At 72.5% G+C, this 20,254-nt stretch carries 20 protein-coding genes; 8 read left to right on the forward strand and 12 right to left on the reverse strand.

What is annotated here, in order from left to right:
• Positions 1-47 precede the first annotated feature (47 nt).
• On the forward strand, positions 48-932 hold the full coding sequence (locus JOD66_RS21190) for an AurF N-oxygenase family protein (RefSeq protein WP_307823637.1): 885 nt from the start codon (positions 48-50) through the stop codon (positions 930-932).
• Here JOD66_RS21190 and JOD66_RS21195 read toward each other — a convergent pair.
• A complete protein-coding gene (locus JOD66_RS21195; RefSeq protein WP_204838785.1) occupies positions 922-1,854 on the reverse strand; it encodes an NAD-dependent epimerase/dehydratase family protein in 933 nt (310 codons plus the stop codon). The genes JOD66_RS21190 and JOD66_RS21195 overlap by 11 nt on opposite strands.
• A gap of 132 nt (positions 1,855-1,986) precedes the next feature.
• On the opposite strand from JOD66_RS21195, the gene JOD66_RS21200 reads away from it, so the two are divergent.
• Positions 1,987-2,700 carry a TetR/AcrR family transcriptional regulator gene (locus JOD66_RS21200; protein WP_204838786.1) on the forward strand — a complete coding sequence of 238 codons (714 nt, stop codon included), beginning with the start codon at positions 1,987-1,989 and terminating at the stop codon, positions 2,698-2,700.
• Positions 2,701-2,728: 28 nt separating this feature from the next.
• Here the strand turns inward: JOD66_RS21200 and JOD66_RS21205 are convergent, their stop codons facing one another.
• Genes JOD66_RS21205 through JOD66_RS21215 form a run of 3 tightly spaced genes read right to left on the reverse strand, consistent with a single transcriptional unit; the run spans position 2,729 to position 5,081 of the window.
• Positions 2,729-3,133: a type II toxin-antitoxin system PemK/MazF family toxin gene (locus JOD66_RS21205; protein ID WP_204838787.1), complete on the reverse strand. Its 405-nt coding sequence runs from the start codon at positions 3,131-3,133 to the stop codon at positions 2,729-2,731.
• The gene (locus tag JOD66_RS21210) at positions 3,130-4,602 is read right to left on the reverse strand and encodes a PH domain-containing protein (RefSeq protein WP_204838788.1); all 1,473 of its coding nucleotides are present in this window, start codon (positions 4,600-4,602) and stop codon (positions 3,130-3,132) included. The genes JOD66_RS21205 and JOD66_RS21210 overlap by 4 nt, the downstream gene beginning before the upstream one ends.
• The gene (locus JOD66_RS21215; protein WP_307823638.1) at positions 4,599-5,081 is read right to left on the reverse strand and encodes a PH domain-containing protein; all 483 of its coding nucleotides are present in this window, start codon (positions 5,079-5,081) and stop codon (positions 4,599-4,601) included. The genes JOD66_RS21210 and JOD66_RS21215 overlap by 4 nt, the downstream gene beginning before the upstream one ends.
• Before the next feature lie 170 nt (positions 5,082-5,251).
• Between JOD66_RS21215 and JOD66_RS21220 the strand changes: the two genes are divergently transcribed.
• Entirely contained in the window at positions 5,252-6,448 is a 1,197-nt protein-coding gene (locus tag JOD66_RS21220; RefSeq protein ID WP_204838789.1) for a GGDEF domain-containing protein, read from the forward strand.
• A gap of 15 nt (positions 6,449-6,463) precedes the next feature.
• On the opposite strand, the gene JOD66_RS21225 is transcribed toward JOD66_RS21220, so the two are convergent.
• The gene (locus tag JOD66_RS21225; protein ID WP_204838790.1) at positions 6,464-7,033 is read right to left on the reverse strand and encodes a hypothetical protein; all 570 of its coding nucleotides are present in this window, start codon (positions 7,031-7,033) and stop codon (positions 6,464-6,466) included.
• 94 nt (positions 7,034-7,127) lie between these two features.
• On the opposite strand from JOD66_RS21225, the gene JOD66_RS21230 reads away from it, so the two are divergent.
• Positions 7,128-8,327 (forward strand): acyl-CoA dehydrogenase family protein, encoded by a 1,200-nt coding sequence (locus JOD66_RS21230; RefSeq protein WP_204838791.1) that lies wholly within the window; start codon positions 7,128-7,130, stop codon positions 8,325-8,327.
• On the opposite strand, the gene JOD66_RS21235 is transcribed toward JOD66_RS21230, so the two are convergent.
• The gene (locus tag JOD66_RS21235) at positions 8,293-9,402 is read right to left on the reverse strand and encodes a hypothetical protein (protein ID WP_204838792.1); all 1,110 of its coding nucleotides are present in this window, start codon (positions 9,400-9,402) and stop codon (positions 8,293-8,295) included. The two genes, JOD66_RS21230 and JOD66_RS21235, sit on opposite strands and share 35 nt — an antisense overlap.
• The gene (locus tag JOD66_RS21240) at positions 9,378-9,977 is read right to left on the reverse strand and encodes a Maf family protein (RefSeq protein WP_204838793.1); all 600 of its coding nucleotides are present in this window, start codon (positions 9,975-9,977) and stop codon (positions 9,378-9,380) included. The genes JOD66_RS21235 and JOD66_RS21240 overlap by 25 nt, the downstream gene beginning before the upstream one ends.
• A gap of 225 nt (positions 9,978-10,202) precedes the next feature.
• Here JOD66_RS21240 and JOD66_RS21245 point away from each other — a divergent pair, with 225 nt between their 5' ends.
• Positions 10,203-10,622 carry a hypothetical protein gene (locus JOD66_RS21245; RefSeq protein WP_204838794.1) on the forward strand — a complete coding sequence of 140 codons (420 nt, stop codon included), beginning with the start codon at positions 10,203-10,205 and terminating at the stop codon, positions 10,620-10,622.
• A gap of 313 nt (positions 10,623-10,935) precedes the next feature.
• Here JOD66_RS21245 and JOD66_RS21250 read toward each other — a convergent pair whose 3' ends face one another.
• A complete protein-coding gene (locus tag JOD66_RS21250) occupies positions 10,936-12,120 on the reverse strand; it encodes a S1 family peptidase (protein WP_204838795.1) in 1,185 nt (394 codons plus the stop codon).
• Positions 12,121-12,592: 472 nt separating this feature from the next.
• Between JOD66_RS21250 and JOD66_RS21255 the strand changes: the two genes are divergently transcribed.
• Positions 12,593-13,003, forward strand: a complete 411-nt coding sequence (locus JOD66_RS21255) for a hypothetical protein (protein ID WP_204838796.1) — start codon at positions 12,593-12,595, stop codon at positions 13,001-13,003.
• Between the two features lie 58 nt (positions 13,004-13,061).
• On the opposite strand, the gene JOD66_RS21260 is transcribed toward JOD66_RS21255, so the two are convergent.
• From JOD66_RS21260 to JOD66_RS21275, 4 genes are all read right to left on the reverse strand, one after another.
• On the reverse strand, positions 13,062-14,345 hold the full coding sequence (locus tag JOD66_RS21260) for an HNH endonuclease signature motif containing protein (RefSeq protein WP_204838797.1): 1,284 nt from the start codon (positions 14,343-14,345) through the stop codon (positions 13,062-13,064).
• Between the two features lie 62 nt (positions 14,346-14,407).
• Positions 14,408-15,472 carry a DNA glycosylase AlkZ-like family protein gene (locus JOD66_RS21265; RefSeq protein WP_204838798.1) on the reverse strand — a complete coding sequence of 355 codons (1,065 nt, stop codon included), beginning with the start codon at positions 15,470-15,472 and terminating at the stop codon, positions 14,408-14,410.
• Positions 15,473-15,482: 10 nt separating this feature from the next.
• Positions 15,483-17,153: a DUF885 domain-containing protein gene (locus tag JOD66_RS21270; protein WP_204838799.1), complete on the reverse strand. Its 1,671-nt coding sequence runs from the start codon at positions 17,151-17,153 to the stop codon at positions 15,483-15,485.
• 10 nt (positions 17,154-17,163) lie between these two features.
• Entirely contained in the window at positions 17,164-18,156 is a 993-nt protein-coding gene (locus tag JOD66_RS21275; protein WP_443678790.1) for a helix-turn-helix transcriptional regulator, read from the reverse strand.
• Positions 18,157-18,231: 75 nt separating this feature from the next.
• On the opposite strand from JOD66_RS21275, the gene JOD66_RS21280 reads away from it, so the two are divergent.
• Both JOD66_RS21280 and JOD66_RS21285 read left to right on the forward strand, forming a co-directional pair.
• Positions 18,232-19,344, forward strand: a complete 1,113-nt coding sequence (locus JOD66_RS21280) for an epoxide hydrolase family protein (RefSeq protein WP_239545371.1) — start codon at positions 18,232-18,234, stop codon at positions 19,342-19,344.
• Between the two features lie 73 nt (positions 19,345-19,417).
• Positions 19,418-20,239 carry a biotin--[acetyl-CoA-carboxylase] ligase gene (locus JOD66_RS21285; protein WP_204838806.1) on the forward strand — a complete coding sequence of 274 codons (822 nt, stop codon included), beginning with the start codon at positions 19,418-19,420 and terminating at the stop codon, positions 20,237-20,239.
• Positions 20,240-20,254 lie beyond the last annotated feature (15 nt).

The following is a 20,254-nucleotide window of genomic DNA, read 5'->3' on the forward strand; positions in this document are numbered from 1 at the left end:
TACCTTTATCCGTTACCGACGGTAATACCTATGTCTCAGGAGGACCCGTGACCCTCGTCGACGACGCACTCTCCGAGCGGCTGCTGCGGTCGACCGCGCGCCAGTCGTACGACCCGGAGGTCGACCTCGACTGGAGTGCTCCGCCCGTCCCCGGCCTGTGGTGGATGCAGCCCGAGCGGATGTCGCTCTACGACACCCCGATGTGGCGCTCCCTCAGTGAGGAGCAGCGGATCACCCTCTCCATGCACGAGGTCGCCAGCATCGCCAGCGTGGGGATCTGGTTCGAGATCGTGCTCATGCAGATCCTGCTGCGCGACGCCTATCGCGAGGACCCGACCTCCGCGCGCACCCAGTTCGCGCTGACCGAGGTCGGCGACGAGACCCGCCACACCGTGATGTTCGGCCGGGCGATCGGCTCGATGGGCGTGCCGGCCTACGGCCCGCGTCCCACGCCGCACCGGCTGGCCCGGCTCGGCCCGCTCGCCCTGCGCGGTGCCAGTGCGTACGCCGGCATCCTGATCGGCGAGGAGCCGGTCGACCGCTGGCAGCGGGAGATGATGCGCGACGAGCGCATCCAGCCGCTGACCCGGATGGTCGCCCGGATCCACGTGACCGAGGAGGCGCGCCATGTCACCTTCGCCCGCGACGAGCTCGCCAGGTCGGTGCGCGGCCTGGGCCGCCCCAAGCTGCGCTGGCACCAGGCGATGACCGCGCAGGTCGCCTACGTCACCATGCGCTCGCTGGTGCACCCCGACGTCTATGCCGCGGTTGGGCTCGACCCGCGCGAGGCCCGGCGGCAGGCCCTCGGCAACGAGAGCTATCGCGAGACGATCGCCTGGATGGGCGAGAAGGTGATGCCGGTGCTGCAGGAGAACGGCATGGTCGCCGAGCGCGACCGCAAGGTCTGGCGGGCGTCCTTCCTCATGCGCTGAGGCGGGCGCGCCACCAGGCGACCGTCTCCCGGACCGCGGCGTCGAAGGGCGTGGGCCGCAGGCCCAGCCGCTCCTCGCTCCGGGCCGAGTCCAGGACGAAGGGCGCGGTGAACTGGTAGCTCAGCTCGGCGAGCTCGCGGGTGTCGCGGTGCACCAGGCCGACGGCGCGCAGCAGGCCGGCCGGGATGGTGCCGAGGCGGGGGACCGGTACGCCGGCGGCGGCGGCGAGCGCGGCGACCAGTGCCCGCTGGGTGAGCGCCGGCGCGGTCGGGGCGTGCAGGAAGGAGCCGTGCAGCGACGGGTCCGCGGCTGCCCGGATCATCGCGGCGGCGAGGTCCGGCACGTAGGTGAAGGAGTGCGGCTGGTCCAGGCTGCCCACCACCCGCAGGGTGCGCCCCGCCAGGATCGTCGGCAGCATCCGCTCGCCCGCGTGGGAGGTGAGCACCCGCGGTCCGAAGAAGTCGGACGCGGCCACGCTCACTGTCGGCGTCGACGAGGCGGCCCGGGCCCGGAGCAGCTCGGTGCGCACGCCGGGCTTGCCGGTCGTGGCGGCGCGCGGCAGGTCCTCGGTGATCGGCCCGGTCACCCGGCCGTAGGCATAGAGGCTCTCGGGGAAGACGACGACCGCGCCCGCGCGACCCGCCGCCTCGAGCAGGGTGCGCTCGGTGGGGATCAGCTCGGCGCGCCAGGTGCGGGCGTCGTAGCGCGACGCGTGCACGCAGTGGTGCACGGCGAGCGCGTCCTCCAGGAGGCCGTCGGGAGCGCCCGGGCGGCCGACGTCGGCGCGGCGCCGATCGATGAGCGGGTGCTCCGGGCCGCTGCCCGAGCGCGTGACGAGGACGACGCGCTCGCCCTGGTCGGCGAGCTGCAGGGCGACGGTGCTGCCGACGGGACCGGCTCCGGTGACGACGTGGTGGCTCATGGGGTTCCTCTCTCAGGTCTCTGAAACGAGAGCAGTGCTCTCTGTTTTTCGAGAATGCCTGCTCTCGGCACGAAAAGCAAGAGCAGTGCTCACTTTTGAGGTCACCGTTCACGTTCGTGGCATGATGCGCTCATGGCCACCACTCCCCGGGCGCGGGCGCGAGCGCAGACCATGGAGGACATCACCCGGATCGGGCGCCAGCACCTCGCCGAGTACGGCGCCGCGGCACTCTCGCTGCGCGCCGTCGCGCGGGACCTCGGCGTGGTGTCGTCAGCCGTCTACCGCTACGTCAAGAGCCGCGACGAGCTGCTGACCCTGCTCGTCGTCGACGGCTACGACGAGATGGCCGACGCGGTCGCGCTGGCCCTGCGCCACCCGGCACTCGCACGACGGAGCCACCGCGACCGTTTCCTCGAGTACGGCCGCGCCGTGCGGACCTGGGCGCTGGTCGAGCCGGCCACCTACGCCCTGCTGTACGGCGCCCCGGTGCCCGGCTACGAGGCTCCGGCCGAGCAGACGACGGGTCCCGGCACCCGCGTGGTGCGGATGCTCCTCGAGCTGGCCGCCGCGGCGCTGGCCGAGGGAGCCCTGACCGTGCGGGAGCAGGTCGCGCCGGTGCCGCCCGCGCTGGCCGCCGGCTTCGAGGAGGTGCGCGCGCAGTTCGGGATCGACCTGCCCGACGAGGTGCTCGCGGCGGGCGTGCTGGTGTGGGCCGGGATGTTCGGGTGCATCAGCTTCGAGGTGTTCGGCCAGTACGGCCCCGACGCGTTCGGCGACCCGGCCGCGCTCTTCGAGCACCACCTCGCCCGGCTCGCCGACGACCTTGGGCTGCGGGCGGGCAGCTGAGCCCTCGGGTCGGCGGCTGAGGGTCGGGTCAGCGCAGGAAGCGCTGCCGAGCGGCGATCACCGCGGCGTAGGTCGCCGGCGCGAGGGCGGCTCCCTCGCGGCGTACGGCATCGACGGCGAGGACCAGCAGGCGATTGAGCCGGACCTCGCTGGGCCGGCCGCGAGGGTCCCAGGCGCCGGTGCCGATGTCCATCCAGTACCGGCCCGCGGCGGCCTCCTGGGCCTCGTCGCGGTCGTGGTCCTTGCTGGTCATCGCGAGTGCATGGACCACCTCGTGCCCGTCGCCGCCCGTGGCCGTGCCGATCACCAGCACCGGGCGGTCCTTGCCCTGGGTCGGGTCGTCCTCGTAGGGCACCCAGGCCCAGACCACCTCGCCCGGGTCGGGGCGGTCGTTCGCGACCGGGGCGTAGCTGCCGTCGGGCTGTCCGCTCATCGCTCCTCCAGGAACTGGCCGACCAGGCCGGGGGTCGCCGCCTCCGCGAGGGCGATCGCCGCGTCCGTCGGTACGTCGGGCAGGCGCACCTGCCCCTTGCCGCCGGCGGTCGTCGCGGCGAGCGCGACCAGGCCGGCGCGGCGCTGGAACCAGGTGGCGCGCTGGTTCCAGCCGATCACGTGGCCGGCCGCGAGCGCGTCGCGGCTGCGCTGCACCGAGCCCGAGCGCATCACGACGTAGCCGTCGACGTACGCGTGGCCCAGCGCGCGGGCCCGGTCGGTCGCCAGCGCCAGCGCGACGCCGAGAGGCAGCAGGGCGACCCCGGCGAGCCAGACCGGACCGCCCGCGAGCACGCCGGCGACGGCGGCCACCGTGAACGGCAGCGCGCCGAGCAGGGCCCGGCTGTAGCGGCGGGTGGTCGCCGCGCGGCCGTGGGGCAGCAGCGGCGCGGCGACCGGGGCCGGGGTGTCGAGGACGGCGGCCGCGACGGCGTACCCCGTGGTCCGCGGGGCGGGCGGCAGCAGCATCGCCGAGCCGGCCTGGTCCCCGGTGAGCCCCGTGACGATCGCGTTGACCCGGCGGCCGCGCGCGACCCGCAGCGCGGCGGGCTCGCCGATGCTGGCGCCGGCGAGGCGGGCGACGTCGATGCTGGTCTCGCGGCGGGTGAGCAGTCCCCGGCGCACGTGCCAGGCGGCGCCGTACCGGCTCAGCGCGAAGCCGCCGTTGGTGACCAGGTAGCCGCCCACCGCGAGGGCGACGACGAGGAGGATCGCGGCGAGCGCGAATCCGGCGACGAGGGTCAGGTCGATGGCCGCGAGGTCCTCCTCGCTGACCCGGATGTGGATCGACTCGTTGAGCTGGGCGGCGGTACCGAGGATGGCGCCGAGGCCCACCAGGACGGTGCCGCTGAACGGCGCGTACCAGAGCCAGCGCGGTGCGAAGCGGGCCACCACCTGCTCCTGGGGCAGCACCTGGTCCGCCGGGACGCCGACCTCCGCGGGGACGACGGTGGGCAGCAGCCGCGAGCGCAGCCGGGCCGCCTCCTCGCGGGGCAGTGCGTCGAGGACCAGGCGCTCGTCGTTGTCGCTGGCGACGCTGCCGGTGCCGATCGCCAGGGTGGCGAGGCCGAGCAGGCGGTGCACGGGCGACGCGGTCAGGTCGACGGTGCGCACCCGGTCGAGCGGGGTGGACAGGGTGTGCCGCTGGAGCAGCCCGCGCTGCAGCTCGACGCGTCCGTCGGCGATCCGGTAGGTCGTGGTGAGATAGCGCACCACGCCCAGCGCGACGGGTACGCCCACGCTGAGCAGGGCCCACGGCCCGGTGCCCGCTGCGCCGCCGGCCACGAGCAGGCCGATCACGACGGGCAGGAACCTGCCGACCTCCTTGATCGGGTGCACCAGCAGCATCCGGGGGTCGAGGCGCTGCCAGGCGACGGGCGCCGGCGGCCCGGGTGGGACGGGCAGGCTCACGTGGCGTCGCCCTCGGCCAGGTCCGCCTTGCGGGTCAGCTCGTCGACCAGGGCGAGCGCGACCGGGCGGTCCAGGCCCTCGATCTGCAGCGGGCCCGCCGCGGAGGCGGTGGTCACGGTGACCGTGGCCAGCCCGAACAGCCGCGCGAGCGGTCCCTGGGCCAGGTCGACCGTCTGCACCCGCGACATCGGCGCGATCCGGCGCTCCTGCGCCCACCAGCCGCGCTGGGTGTAGACGGCGTTCGCGGAGACCTCCCAGCGATGCACGGCATAGCGCCAGCGGGGTACGACGACCGCCACCGTCGCGCAGACCACCACCGCCAGCGCGACCAGCCACCAGCGCAGGTCGTCGGGGCCGAGCAGCACCGCCGCGACGCCGATCCCGACCACCACCACGAGCGCGGTGATGCCGGTCTCGACCTGCCACATCAGGCGGGCCCGGGGACTGACCCGGTGGGCGGGGTCGCGCAGCTGGCTCACGCTGCGGAGCCTACGTGCCGGCGCCGTGCACTCGATCCGCGGCCGATCGGGACCTTCGTCCCCGCGCGCCGGTGCGGGAGATCGCTCGGATTGACCATGGCGCGACGGCCTTCGGTCATGATCGGCGCTCTCCGGTCCGCGCGCGGGGGTGGGCGACCTAGCCTGGACCCATGCTGGACACCCTGACCCTGCGCGTGGCCTTCGGCCTCGTCGCGGCCTGTGTCCTCGTCCTGTTCTACGGCGTCACCTACCGCTCGACCCGGTCCTCGTACAGCGGCTGGTGGTGTGCGTCGCTGGCCTGCTTCATCGTCAGCGCCTCGCTGTTCCTCGCCAACGGCACCCCCGCGCAGGTGCTCGCCAACCCGATGGGCAATGCGACCGGTGCCCTCGGCGCGGCCTGCGTCTGGGCCGGCGGGCGCAGCCTGCGGGAGCGCCGGATCCGGGCCTGGCAGGTGCTCGTCGGGCCCGGGCTGGTGCTGGTCGTCTCGCTCGCCGACAGTCCGCGGACCGACATCTGGTCGGGTGGCGCGGTCTACCTGGCGGCCATGGCGCTGTTGATCGGCGCCTCGGCCCGCGAGCTGACGCTGCTGCTGCGGGCCCTCGAGCCGGGCGTCGCGACCCGCGCTCAATACCGCTTCGTGCTCACCGCGATGGCGCTCGCCTCGGCCGTGATCGCCCTGTTCTACCTCGCTCGCACCATCGCCTTCGTGGCCGTCGGCCCCGCGGACCCGCTGTTCCGGGCGGTGTTCGGTGGTCAGGTCACGACCCTGCTGATGATGGTGCTGCTCGTCGTGGTGACCTTCAGCATGTCGGCGCTCAGCCACGAGCAGCAGACCTCCGAGCTGCGCGTGCAGGCGACGCGCGACGGGCTGACCGGCCTGCTCAACCGGGCCGAGTTCCTCCGGGCCGCGCAGCGCGAGATCGACCGGGGCCTGGTCCGGGCCGATGCCGCGGTGGTGGTCGCCGACCTCGATCGGTTCAAGAGCATCAACGACGGCCTCGGCCACGCCGCGGGCGATCGGGCGCTGACCGCCTTCGCCGACGCCTGCCGGTCGGTGGTCGGGCTGCGTGGCGTGATCGGCCGGCTCGGCGGTGACGAGTTCGTGCTGCTGGTGCGCGGCGCCCCCGCCGAGGTGGTGCTCGACGCGATCGCCCGCGTCTACCGCGGTGACGACGAGGCCAGCCCGATGCCGACGGTCAGCTTCGGCATCGCGCCGGTCCGGGCCGGCGACGACATCGCCCTGGCCCTGGCGTACGCCGACGAGGCGCTCTACGAGGCCAAGGCGGCCGGCCGGGCCAGAGCCGTCCGGGCCGCGCGCCGCGACGATCGCCCACCGAGCCTGGTGGACGATCGTCGTTCCGCTTGAGGAGGCGGCGCGGGCTCAGCCCCGGGCGATCCGCTTCGACAGGCGCAGGTCGTCGCCGACCACGCCCTTGCTGAACCCGTCGTCCACCACCATCCGCTTCTTGCGCATCTGGGCCACGCCGACGCCCACCCGCGCCCACGCGGGCGTGCCGAGGCAGGCGGTGGGGACGACGAGGGTGGCGGTCCTGGCCTCGACGGTGGCGGTGAGTCCCTCGCACGCGATGTCGTCGAGATTGCGGGTGAGGGAGACACCCGACTCGCCGTAGAAGCTCGCATAGGTCACCTCGAAGCTCCCCGCCGAGGTCTTCAGCCGCGCCCCGACGAAGAACCGCTTGGTCGGCAGCGGGCCGCGGGTCCGGAGGCTGACGATCAGGGAGTCGAGGCCGTGGCTGACCGTCACCCGCCGGATGTCGACGCGTCGCTCGCCGGGCGCCGGGTGCGTCCGGTCTCCCTCGATGTCGCCGACCAGCACGTCGCGCGCGGGGTCGGTGTGGACCAGGTCGGCGGCGGAGGCGAGGCCGGGGCTGGCGAGCAGGAGGCCGGCCGCGCAGGCGAGCGCGGCGAGGACACGAGGCAGGGGGGGCATGGGGGCCATCCTCCGATGGATCCGTCGACGATGCGCGGGAATTAGGGGGAGCCGCTGGTTAACAAACGTTAACCTCGTGGCCTACGATGGGCTCATGACCCAGTTCGAGCTGTCGCGCGAGCACGAGGAGTTCCGCCGTACCGTCCGGGACTTCGCCGAGGCCACCATCCGCCCCCACGTCGCGGAGTGGGACAAGGCACACCACTTCCCGACCGACGTCGTGCAGAAGATGGGGGAGCTGGGGCTGTTCGGCCTCACCGCTCCGGAGGAGTACGGCGGCGCCGGGCTCGACGCGTCCGACGGCCCGTTCACCTCGCTCTGCCTGGCGATCGAGGAGCTCGGCCGGGTCGACCAGTCGCTGGGCGTGACGCTCGAGGCCGGCGTCGGCCTCGGCATCAACCCGATCCTGACCTACGGCACCGACGAGCAGAAGAAGACCTGGCTGCCCGACCTGGTCGCCGGACAGCGGCTCGCCGGCTTCGGCCTCACCGAGCCGGGTGCCGGCTCCGACGCGGGCGCCACCAAGACCCGCGCCGAGCTCGACAACGGCGAGTGGGTGATCAACGGCGGCAAGCAGTTCATCACCAACTCCGGCTCCGACATCACCAGCCTGGTGACCGTCACCGCCCGCACCGGCGTCTCGGAGTCCGGCAAGCCGGAGATCTCCGCCATTATCGTGCCCGCCGGCACGCCCGGGTTCGTCGCCGAGCCGCCGTACGACAAGCTCGGCTGGCACATCTCCGACACCCACCCGCTCTCGTTCACCGACTGCCGGGTGCCCGAGCAGAACCTGGTCGGCGAGCGCGGGCGGGGCTATGCCCAGTTCCTCGCCATCCTCGACGACGGCCGGGTCGCCATCGCCGCGCTCGCCGTCGGCCTGATCCAGGCGTGCGTCGACCTGTGCGTGGAGTACGCCCTCGACCGGCAGACCATGGGCGGCCCGATCGGGCGCAAGCAGGGCGTCGCCTTCCAGATCGCCGACCTCGAGGTGATGCTGCACGCCTCGCGGATGCTGACCTACCGCGCCGCCGCGATGAAGGACGCGATGGAGGGCGGCCGCGGCCCGTCGATGAAGGAGTTCAAGCAGGCCGCGTCGGTCGCCAAGCTCTACGCCAGCGAGTCGGCCGTCACCGCGACCCGGATCGCCACCCAGGTCTTCGGCGGCTACGGCTTCATGGAGGAGTACCCCGTCGCCCGGTTCTACCGCGACGCCAAGATCCTCGAGATCGGCGAGGGCACCTCCGAGGTGCAGCGGATGCTCATCGCCCGCGGACTCGGGCTCCCCGTCGAGTAAGGACGACAACGCCGAGCACCGCCAGCGCGCCGGCCCCGACCCACATCGCGACCGGCGTGCCGTCGTCCCCCTTGGACTCCGTGGGCTTGGACTCCGTGGGCGCGACGGTCCCGGTGTGCACGCGCCCCGGACCGCCGTAGTCCGGCACCCCGTCCCCAGGTACGCCGTCGACCGCGAGGGTCACCGTCACCTTCGCCGGGGTGGCCCCGAGCGGCAGCTCGACGAGCACGTAGTGGTCGCCGGCGAGCGACGCACCGGCCCGGGTCGGGTCGAACGAGTCGCGGTGCAGGTACGACGTCACGTGGCTCTGCGCCCGTCCCGGACCGCTCGACGCGACGTCCTCGCCGAGCAGCGGCCCGAGGATCTTCACGGTCGCCTCGGCGCTGCCGTCGACCTGGACCCGCAGCGACTGGTCCCAGCCGACCGCGACGGCCAGCACGGCCGGCCGACCGGCCCGGAGCGCGACCTGGTGGCTGCCGGCGGCGACCAGCGGCGCGTCGGCCGGCGTCGTACCGGCCCGGGCCGGCTCGGCCGACGGGTCCGCCGCGAGGGGCCGCCAGGTCGGCGCGGCCGGTTCGCGCAGCAGGTCGAACGCGTACGTCGACAGCGGCGGCTCCTCCTCGACCACCAGTGTCGCCGCACGTCCCCGGTCGGCCGGATCGCTCGGCAGGCCGACGGTCACGAACAGTTCCTCGGCGGTGCCGCACGGGTGGTCCGGCTGGTCGGTCCAGGTCGACACGGTCGTCGTGAGCAGGGGAGCCGGCTCGCCGAGGGTCGGTCGGAACACGGCGCCGCTGCCGCAGCCGGTGTCGGCGGGCGTCGTACCGATGGTCACGCGGACGCCCTCGCCGACCGAGTCGCCGGCGCCGACGTACCAGAGGCCGACGTGGAAGGTGCTCCCCGTCGCGGTGCGCTGGAGGCGGAAGGTCGCCGGAGCGTCGGCGGGCAGCGTGATCGGCTGGCTGCCCGGCACGAGGGTGGGGTCCTCGGCCCGCGCCGGCGGCGCCGCGAGCAGGGCGGACGCCGTCAGCAGGACGGCGAGCAGCCGGGTCAGCGCGCCCAGAGGTCGGTCCATTCGTGTCCGAGCTCGCGGACCATCCCGCGCACCAGCGGGAGGCTGACCCCGACCACGTTGTGGTGGTCGCCCTCGATGCGGGTGACGAAGCCGCCGCCGAGGCCGTCGACGGTGAAGGCGCCCGCGACGTGAAGCGGCTCGCCGGTGGCGACGTAGGCCGCGATCTCGGCGTCGGTGACCTCGGCGAAGTGGACCGTCGTCGAGGCGGTGGCGGCGACCTGGTGACCGGTGGCGCGGTCGTGGAGGCAGTGACCGGAGTGGAGGACGCCCGAACGGCCCCGCATCGCCTGCCACCGGCGGACGGCGTCGTCGGCGTCGTCGGGCTTCCCGAGCGCCACCCCGTCGAGTTCGAGCACGGAGTCGCAGCCGAGCACCAGCGCGTCGGCCGGGACCTCCTCGCGACCGGCCACGGCGCCGCACTTGAGCTCGGCCAGGCGCAGCGCCAGCTCGGCCGGCGGCACGTCGCGGACCTGGGACTCGTCGACGCCCGAGACGATCACCGTCGGGTCGAGGCCCGCGCTGCGCAGGGTCGCCAGGCGGGCGGGAGAGGCGGAGGCGAGCACGAAGGTCGGCACGTCGCCACCCTAACGACGAGGGCCGACGCAACCTTTTCGGCGGCTCGCGAGTCGTGATCGGTGACAGGCTGGCGGCGCGGAGGAGGAGGTGCGCGTGGACGGTGCGGCTGACGACCTGGTCCAGCGGTGCTTCGACGTGAACCGAACACCGACAAATCGCAACACGATGGGGTGACCCCGATGTTCATCGCGCAGCAGTTTGCTCGAATCCGAGCGGATCGAGCCGTGCTCATCATCCTAGGAGCGGCGGCGGTGGGGGCGGCCGTGGCCATCTACGTCGCCATCTCGAGCAACGAGGATCTCCCAGCGTCCACGAAGGTGTCGGCGAACCTGATGGTCCGGTCAGATTCAGGCGACGGCGACTATCTGGGTGCGGCGCTCAGTGGAATCCTGCAGATCAACAAGCAAGGGTGCGTCACGCTTGGCGACTATCCACTCGTTGCACCTGCAGGGTCGCGAGTTGCCGCCGACTCGAGCGGAGTCGAGTTTCCCGGCGTCGGCCTCGTCACGTTCGGAGAACCCGTTCGCGGAAGTGGGGGATACGTGGAAGCCGCCAAGGTCGGCGAGATCCTGGAGTCGAGGGACTGCTTGTCGTCGGCGTTCGAGGGCCACGTCGTGATCATTCACGAGGTAGCGACTCCGTGACGGCGGCCTTCCTCGATCGCCCGGCGGGGGAGGTTGCACGAGCGTGTTCAGGAAGTGTGTCGGCCTGCCTGCGTCGCTCTGTGGGCGAGACGGCGCATTGTCGGACGCATTCTGCTTGCTGCGCCGGCCTGCTATCCGTCCGACCCTGCCCACCCTGGCGCAGTGTCTACGACTACTCCGGCAACGAGTCGAGGACGGCACAACCGAGCGGATGCACGAGCCTTGAGGGCCGCGATTCGTGATGCCGGCGACCGGCGCCCCGATCGTTACACGCGTACCGAGGGCCACCGAACACGTCGACGTCCGGAACTGTTCAGTTCACTAGCACGGACGCGTTGAGATTGTTCTCGACTCGACCGATTCGAGTGTATCGGCTCGTGTTTTCCGAGACGTTCGAAGATGCATGAGTTCCATGAGCAACGTTTCCGTAGAACCAGGGTCCACCGCTGTCGCCGCCGGCCGAGATTCTGGTATTCGTCCAGTCGAGTCCACACATTGTGACCCCGTCGACGTTCCTGCACTGATTGACCTGTGCGACCTGTGCACATGAGTATTCAGTGGTCATTCCCCAATGGCAGATGAGCTGACCCTGCGCAGGATTGTAGGCTGCCGTGGCGACCCGGTCTCCGGCTCCTCCGACGCCAGTCGCTGCGAACTGGTTGTTTGTCGTGTGCCCGTTTTCGCTGAGAGTGCGGTGCCACTGAATGTCGACGATCCCGTTTGCGGCAGGAGTTGCCGTGATGGGCGTGGGGTTGATCATGCCGGCGTTGTTGTTGTACACGAGGCTGTTGGGGCAGTGTCCGGCGGTCAGCACACCGCGGACGCCGCCGCGTTGGGCTGTGAATCCGGCCGTGCATTGAGGCGTGCCGCCTTGCCAAAGCGGCCGCCCTCCTTGGACTGTGTTTTCGAGTTGGTCGGGGTCGCCCTGCGACTCTTTGAAGGTCACCTCTGCGGGAAGTCGGCCATCGATCGAATTCTTGGCGGCGATGGCCAAAGCGTCCGATAGATGCAGGTCAACAGTCGCTCGATCGGACGCCCCCACTTCTGTCAGGACGTATTCCACGACGATCGTCGTGGCGCTGCCGGTCGCTGTGGTTCCCGCAGACTTGATGAGGTCCGGGTGCTTCGCGAGGCTGGTCAGTAGTGCCCCAGAAACGTCGCTGAGCTCTGCGGCCGTGGTGACCGCTCCTGAGATGAGCTTTGTGTCACTCGGCAGTCCCTTCAGGTCCTCAAGGAGTTGGTCGGTTGGCTGACCCGCAATTGCAAGCCAGTAGTCCCCTTCCTCTCCCTTCTGCGAGAGACCCCAACGCAGGAATGATTCCGGGTGCTCGCTCTCGAGCCGCTTGACCAGCTCACCCATCGCCATGATGTTCTGGTGGCTGGCGGTGAGGTCGTTCAAGTCGTGACCGGAGGACTTTGCGTATGCCGTCAGATCCTGCAGCTCTTCCGCTGTCGGGGTGACATCTTTCCCGGTCCCGGAGACGACTATCTCGTGCATGGCGGGCTGGTGGCGTATCGGTGGGGCGGGTGTGTCCCTAGGGCTGGGTGCACTCGGTGACGCGGCGGCTAATGCAGGAATGATCATTGCGGCCGCAATGACAGCCATGACTGCGGCTCTCTTTCCTATCAACATCGATGTGCCGCCTTTCGCGTTGAGTGGGACACGCTGGCCCGAGAACAACACTTTCGGATGTGACTGGTCTCGCACAGTAGGTCCGTGGGGCGGATGAGGGTAGAGGCGCGCGCCCGCGGTGCGCGTATTGACGGGTGCGTCCTCTGGCGCCCACGCACCCCCGCGCACGGTGCCCACCCTTCGGGGGCGGCTCTTCAAGGGCGGCGACAGCGCATAGCTGTACCGCCTCCTCACCGTCGACTCGGCATCCGGCGCCTAACCGACCGCCTGGCGCTCGGTGGACGACGGGGTCACCTGGGAGCGGTTCGCGACGCGCTGACGGGGCAGGCTGGCGCCCATGTCGAGGACGAAGGTGGCGGTGCTGTCGTCCGCGGTCACCGCCGCGGTCGTGCTGCTGGCGCTCGCCCTGGCCTGGGGCGGTCTCAAGCTGCTCGACGGCGTCGGCCGACAGGAGCTCTGGAAGGACTGCCACACCGACGCGACGCTCTCGGGGCTTCAGGGCTACTGCGTCGTCGTCAGCCGCTATCCGGCCACGCCCGTCCACTCGGAGCGGACCTACCTCGAGATCGCGGCCGTCCACGACGGTGCCGACTACCGCTTCGTCGCGAGCTACCCCTTCCTCGCCTCCGACGCCGGCACCGCGCTCGATGTCGACTGGTCGGCCGTCGGCGAGCAGATCGTGATCACTGACCCGCGCACTCGCAGCACCATCACCTACCTCGCGGACCAGTACGCGGACGGTCGCTGAGCCCGGGCATGCCGAAGGCCCGCAGATGCTCGGGATCTGCGGGTTCGGGGCAGGGGCACTACTCGTCGGGTGGCGGCAGGGGGTGGGTGCCGCGGTAGTCCACGCGGAACCGGAACCCGGCCGGGCTGGTCCACACATAGGTCGCCGGGGCGGGAGTGTCGTAGCGCCAGCGGGAGTGGGTCTTGGCGCGGTGGTGGCGCCGACACAGGGGAACCAGGTTGCACGGACACGTCGGCCCACCCACACCGTGGGGGCGATGGTGGTCGAGGTCGCATCTGGTGCTGGGGCGGGTGCAGTGGGGGAACCGGCAGGTGGGGTCGCGCAGCGTGACCTGGGTGCGGTGGCGGTCGGGGATCTCGTAGGAGTCGACCGGGACGTGGTCGGCCAGGTCGATGACCGGCCGCACGATGATCGTGGTGTCACGGGTCTGGAGCCACTCGCGGACCTGAGCGGCGGTGACCGGGCAGCGACCCTCGTCCCACCGTGCGACCGGGTTGGCCCCGACCAGGGCGGTGTCGGTGACGTGCACGTTCAACACCACTCTGCGGCCCGGGACGGTCGCGACCACCGCACCGGTGTCGGGGTCGGGGATGAGCAGGTCGAGCGCCAGATCCTGGCGGGCCAGCTCGGCGGCAGCCTTGGACCGCCGCACGTCCAACGAGGAGTCATCGCCGAGCCGGCCCAACACCTCAGCCCGACGGGCGACCGCGAGGTCGAGGTCGTGTCCGTCGGCGGCATCCAGCAGTGCGTCGAGGTGGACCAGACCGTGCTGGTCGACCTCCCCGATTTCGAAGCGACGCTGGTCGGCAGCGACCTTGCGGTCGGCTTCGGCCCGCTCGGGGTCGAACCGGAGCGTCGCTTCGGCGACGAGGCGTTCGAGCTGGGCCCACCCGATCCCGGTGGCGTCGTAGAGCTGTCGGTCCACGAACGCCGCCGCCTCGGCCGACAAGGCGTGGGTGAGGTCGGCGATGCGTTCGGCGCGCCAGGGCGCCAGCCGGCCGGCCAGGACCGCGGCGTAGACCCGGGGCAGCCGCCACGCGCAGGCGAGGACGCGTCCGACATAGGCCCGGCCACCGTCAGGGGTGCGGCCCAGGACGGCGACCAGCTCCATCAGCGCGAACTCACTGACCAGCGGCGCACCGTCGCCCGCGACGGGGACACCGGTGTCGAGGAAGCCCCCGGCGATCGTCGCCGCGCCCTCGGGGCCGGTGATGATGTGGTCGCTACCCCAGGCGGCGATGTCGCCCCACTCCTCGACCACCGACGCCTCGCGGGCGCGGACCCGGTCACCGAGACGCGCCAGCAGCGAGGCTGTCGCGCGGGGCTGGGTTCCGAGATCCATGACCGGATGCTCCCACCAGGGTCCGACACAAATCCCGGCCCGATGACGGGGCCGGAAGGACGTCACGGGCGGTCACGGGCGTGACTCCGCACCACCCCCATCCCCAGCCAGTCGCCGAGCGCGGTGAGCTCGGCGTCGACCGCATCGCCGAGCTCCGGGTCCCAGGGCAGGTCCTCGTGGAGCGCGTGCACGCGCAGCACCCCGGCCTTGCGGTCGGCCTTGGCGTCGAGCTTGCCGACGAGTCGGTCGCGGTAGAGGATCGGCAGCGCGAAGTAGCCCCAGCGCCGGGACGCGGCGGGCTTGTACATCTCGAGGACGTAGGCGAAGTCGAACAGCTCGAGCGCCCGGTCGCGGTCGTAGACCAGCCGGTCGAAGGGCGACAGGAAGGCGCATCGTCCGGTGAAGGCGTCGTCGAGCGCCGCGAGCGCGTCGGGGTCGACCCGCCAGGTCCCGGCGCAGCCCTCGACGCTCGCCTCCTCACCCGGGCCGGTCCGGGCGATGCCCAGGGCGGCCAGCTCGCGACGGTCCAGGAGGGCCCGAGCCCGGTCGTACGCCGGCACGTCGAGGTCGCCGGGGTAGACCCGGTCGGCGAGGTCGTAGACCCGCAGCTTGCCGCGGCGTCCGGCGACCGCGACGTCGCCGAGCAGGGTCAGCAGCTCGAGCAGGCGGTTGACGTTCTTGGCGTCGTTCCACCCGCTGGAGGCCCACGGCACCTCGCAGGTGTCGGGCACCTCGGCGGCGGTGCGGGCGCCCTCGGCGCCGAGCAGCGCGAGCACGTCGGCCCGGAAGGCCTGGTTGGCCGCCAGCCACTCGTGGACCCGGGGATGCAGCTCGCGGGGCCCGACGGCGAGGAGCAGGCCGATGTCGTCCATCGCGCGCACGTACGACGACAGCTCGGCCAGCGAGCGCTCGGTCTCCAGCGCGAAGGTCAGGTCGGAGTGCGCGTAGCCGTCACCGAGCCGGGACCACAGCACCAGGTCGACGCTCGGCGCCACCGCGGCGGTCGGGTCGACCTGGAGCAGGGTCAGCTCCTCGACCACCTCGGCCACGGAGCCGGTGTGGCGGCGGTCGAGGAGCTGGGCCCGGACCGCGATCCGCCGGGCCTGGTCGCGGTCGAGCCGGATCACGGCTGCGAGCTCAGAGCCGAGCCAGCGCGGCCCGCAGCGGGTCGAGGCCGAGGCTGCCGAGGTCGAGGGCCGCGGTGTGGAAGGCCTTGAGGTCGAAGGCGGCGCCGTGGCGGGCCTGGGCGGCCGCCCGGGACTCCAGCCAGATGCGCTCGCCCACCTTGTAGGACGGCGCCTGGCCCGGCCAGCCGAGATAGCGGTTGACCTCGAAGCGCAGCGACCCGTCGTCCATCCGCGAGTGGGCCCGCATGAACTCGTAGGCCAGGTCGGCGTCCCAGGTCTCGCCGGGGCGCCAGCCGAACGGGTTGTCGACCGGCACGGCGAGCCCCAGGTGGACGCCGATGTCGACGACCACCCGGGCCGCGCGGAAGCCCTGCATGTCGAGGAAGCCGAGTCGCTCGCCGGGGTCGGCGAAGTAGCCCAGCTCGTCCATCAGCCGCTCGGCGTAGAGCGCCCAGCCCTCGCCGTGACCGCTGACCCAGCACAGCAGCCGCTGCCAACGGTTGAGCAGGTCGGCACGGTGGACCGCCTGGGCGACCTGCAGGTGGTGGCCGGGCACGCCCTCGTGGAAGACCGTGGTGGTCTCGCGCCAGGTGGAGTAGCGGGCGTTGTCGTCGGTGAAGGAGAACCACATCGTTCCGGGCCGCGAGAAGTCCTCGGTGGGCGGGGTGTACCAGGCGCCGCCGTCGTTGATCGGGGCGACCTTGCACTGCAGGGTGCGGATCGGCTCGGCGATGTCGAAGTGCACGCCGTCGAAGTCGGCCAGGATCGCGTCGGAGCGCTCCTGCATCCAGGCCTGGAACGCCTCGCGGCTGCCGCAGTCACGGGCCGGGTCGGCGTCGAGGGCGGCGACGGCGTCGGCGACCGAGCCGCCCGGGACGATGCGGCCCGCGGTGGCGGCCATGTCGTCCTCGATCCGCTTGAGCTCCTCCCAGCCCCAGCGATAGGTCTCCTCGAGGTCCACGCTCGCGCCGAGGAAGTAGCGCGAGGCCAGCGTGTAGTGGTCGCGGCCCACTCCGTCGACGACCCGGGCGCGGGGGAGCAGGTCGGTCTCGACGAAGCGCCCGAACTCGGCATAGGCCGCCGACGCGCTCGCCGCCGCGGTCTCCAGCGCCGCTCGCCGCTCGGCCGGGGCCGCCGCCACGACACCGGCGAAGTAGTCGCCGGCGGCGCCCTCCTGGCCGGTCCAGCCGCGCACCTGGGCGGCGACCTCGGCGTACTGCCGCCGGGCCGACACCCGACCGGCGGCCGTCTCCTCGAGCAGGGTCGTGCGGTAGCCGGCGAGGGCGGCCGGCACCGCGGCGAGCCGCGACCCGATCGCGTCCCACTGCTCGGCGGTGTCGGTCGGCATCAGGTCGAACACCTCGCGCACGGCGTGGATCGCGCTGGAGATCACCGAGAACTCGCTGCGCTCGACGCCCGCGTCGGCCCGCTCGACGGTGAGCCCCACGCGTTCGAGGAAGGCCGCCTTGGCGACTTCCTCGCGCTCGTCGGCCGCCGGCAGCGCGGCGACCTCGGCCAGCGCCCGGCGGTGCAGCTCCTCGCTCGCGGCGAAGCCGTCGGGGGAGAGGTCGGGCAGCTCGCCGTCGTGGCCGGGGATCCCGGCATAGGTCGCGGTCAGCGGGTCGAGGGCGGCGAGGTCCTCGACGAACCGGTCGGTGCGGGCGTCCACGAGTCGCGTCATGACCGGAACCTTAGGAGGGGGGGCCGACAGGGGCACCCCGATATCGGGAGGGCGGGGGGCAGCCGGGGGACCCGGCGACCGCGCCGGCGTACCTGTCCGCCAGCACTCGCAGGTGCTCGACCAGCGCGTCGGGGGACTCGACGGTGAAGTCCAGGCCGAGCATGCCGATCCACACCGCGACGATCTCCAGGCTGTCGCCGCCGGTGACCAGCACCGAGCGCCCGTCGGGGCGCGGCTCGACGACGCCGACGGCAGGGTTGATCCGGGCCAGGACCTCCTCGGCGGGCGCGTCGACGACCAGCCGGGCGTGGACGGCCCAGCCGGTGCGGGCCACCTCGCGCACGACCAGCTCGGTGAGGTCCCCCGGCAGGGGAGCGGGACGGAAGGTGCGGCCGCCGGGGATGCGCAGGGTCAGCCAGTCGACGCGGTACGGCGCCCACGCGCCCGTCGCCGGGGCGCGGCCCACCACGAACCAGCGCCGCTGCCACGCCACCAGTCGGTACGGCTCGATCTCGATCCGCGCCTCGTCCGCACCGTAGAACGCGCGCAGCCCGCGGTGGTCGCGGACGGCGTCGGCGATCTCGGCGAGCACGCCGGCGTCGACCTCGGGGTCCTCGACATTGGAGTCGGTGTTGACCGGGCCGGCCTCGGTGGCCTCGCGCAACGAGTTGACCCGGCGGCGCAGGCGGTCGGGCAGCACGTGCTCGAGCTTGGTCAGCGCCCGGCCGCCGCTCTCCTCGAAGCCGGCGACTCCGGTCAGGGTGCGCAGCCCGACGGCGACCGCCACCGCCTCCTCGTCGTCGAGCAGCAGCGGGGGCAGCTTGGCGCCGACGCCGAGCCGGTAGTGGCCGGTGCGCCCGCGTACGCCGTCGACGGGGTAGCCGAGCTCGCGCAGCCGGGCGACGTCGTTGCGCACCGTCCGCTCCGTGACGCCGAGCCGGGCGGCCAACTCGGGCGCGGTCCACTCGACCCGCGCCTGGAGCAGCCCGAGCAGCTCGAGCACCCGTCCCGCCGTATTTCTCACGGACCTGATTAAACAGGAACGAACTGTTCCGCAATGGCTTCTAGCGTGAGCGTCATGAACCAGATCACGCCCTTCGTCATCGACATCCCGCAGACCGACCTCGACGACCTCCGCGGTCGTCTCGCCCGCACCCGCTTCGCCCCCGCCGTCCCCGGCGACCCGTGGACCTACGGCACGCCGGAGTCCTACCTGCGCGCCATGGTCGAGCGCTGGCAGGACTTCGACTGGCGCGCGGTCGAGGCCCGCCTCAACGCGTACGACGGCTTCGTCACCGAGGTGGACGGCCAGCGGATCCACTTCCTGCACGTCCGCTCGAAGCACGCCGACGCCACGCCCCTGCTCCTGGCCCACACCTACCCGGGCTCACAGCTCGACTTCCTCGACATGATCGACCCGCTCGTCGACCCCGAGGCCCACGGCGGTCGCGCCGAGGACGCCTTCCACCTGGTCATCCCCTCGATGCCGGGCTTCGGGTTCTCCACGCCCGTCGTCGACACCGGCTGGACCATGAAGCGGGTCGCGGCGGCGTACGACGTGCTCATGCGGCGCCTCGGCTACGACTCGTACGGCGTCCACGGCAGCGACGGCGGTGCCATGGTCGGCCGCGAGCTCGCGGTCGCGAACCCGGAGGGCTTCCGCGGCGCGCACGTGCTGCACCTGTTCTCGTTCCCGAGCGGCGACCCGGCCGAGTTCGAGGGCTTCGGACCCAAGGAGTACGCCGCGCTGGAGCACATGCAGTGGTTCCAGTCGGTCGGCGGCTACAACCAGATGAACGGCACCCGGCCGCAGACGGTCGCCGCCGGCCTCGCCGACTCGCCGGTCGCGGTGCTGGCCTACAGCGAGCTGTTCGAGAGCTTCGGCAACGGCACCAGCCTGGTCACGCCCGAGCAGGTGCTGGCGCAGGCGACGCTGTACTGGCTGACCAACACCTACGGCTCGGCCGCGCGCTACCACTACGAGGAGCAGCACGCCGGCGCGGAGCCGGTCGTGAGCACCGGCCGGATCGGGGTCGCGGTCTTCAAGGACGACTTCCAGACGATCCGCTCGCTCGCCGAGCGGGACAACGCGAACATCGCGCACTGGTCGGAGTTCCCGCGCGGCGGGCACTTCGCGGCGCTGGAGGTGCCGCTGGACGTGGTCGCCGACCTGCGGGTGTTCTTCGGCTGATCGGTCCGGCGAAACCCCGGGGCGAGCCACCCCGGGGTTTCGCCAGGGCGGCTGCTGCGGAAAGGTAGAGCCCGTGACTTCCGGCTCCACTCCGCCCCCCACCCGTGGACCGCTCGACGGCGACCGTCTCGCCGGCGCGTCCGACCTCACCCCCGACCTCTCCTTCGAGCTGCTCGCCGAGGCGCCCTCGACCAACGAGATCGCCGCCGAGCGGGCTCGCGGCGGCGCGCACGAAGGGCTCGTGGTCGTCGCCGACCACCAGTCGTCGGGACGCGGTCGCCTCGACCGGACCTGGCAGACCCCGCCGGGCACCGCGGTCACCTTCTCGCTGGTGCTGCGCCCCACGGTGCCGCCGGCGTCCTGGCCCTGGCTGCCGCTGCTCGTCGGCCACAACGTCGCGAAGGCGATCACCGCGCTCGGCTACGACGCGCAGGTCAAGTGGCCCAATGACGTCCTCCTCGACGGCGACCGCAAGGTGGCCGGCATCCTCGTCGAGCGGGTCGAGACGCCCACCGGTCCGGCCGCCGTCGTCGGCGTCGGCATCAACGTGGCGATGAGCGCCGACGAGCTGCCCGTCCCGACCGCGACCAGCCTCGCGGTCGCCGGGCCCGGCGCCCCCGACCGCACCTCCGTGCTGCTGGCGGTCGTCGCCGCCGTCCGCGAGGGGTACGACGTGTGGCAGACCGGGGGCGAGCAGGGCACCGCGCGCCTCGCCACGTCGTACCGCTCCCACTGCGCGACCCTGGGCCGCGACGTGCGGGTGGAGCTGCCCGGGGGCGGGGAGCTGCTCGGCCGCGCCACCGACATCGACGACGACGGCCGGCTCGTCGTGACCACCGCCGACGGGACCGAGCGGGTCGGCGCCGGCGACGTCATCCACGTCCGGCCGAGCTGAGCCGGCCCCCAAACC

Source organism: Nocardioides nitrophenolicus, assembly GCF_016907515.1.
In the GTDB taxonomy this organism is placed as follows: Bacteria; Actinomycetota; Actinomycetes; order Propionibacteriales; family Nocardioidaceae; genus Nocardioides; species Nocardioides nitrophenolicus.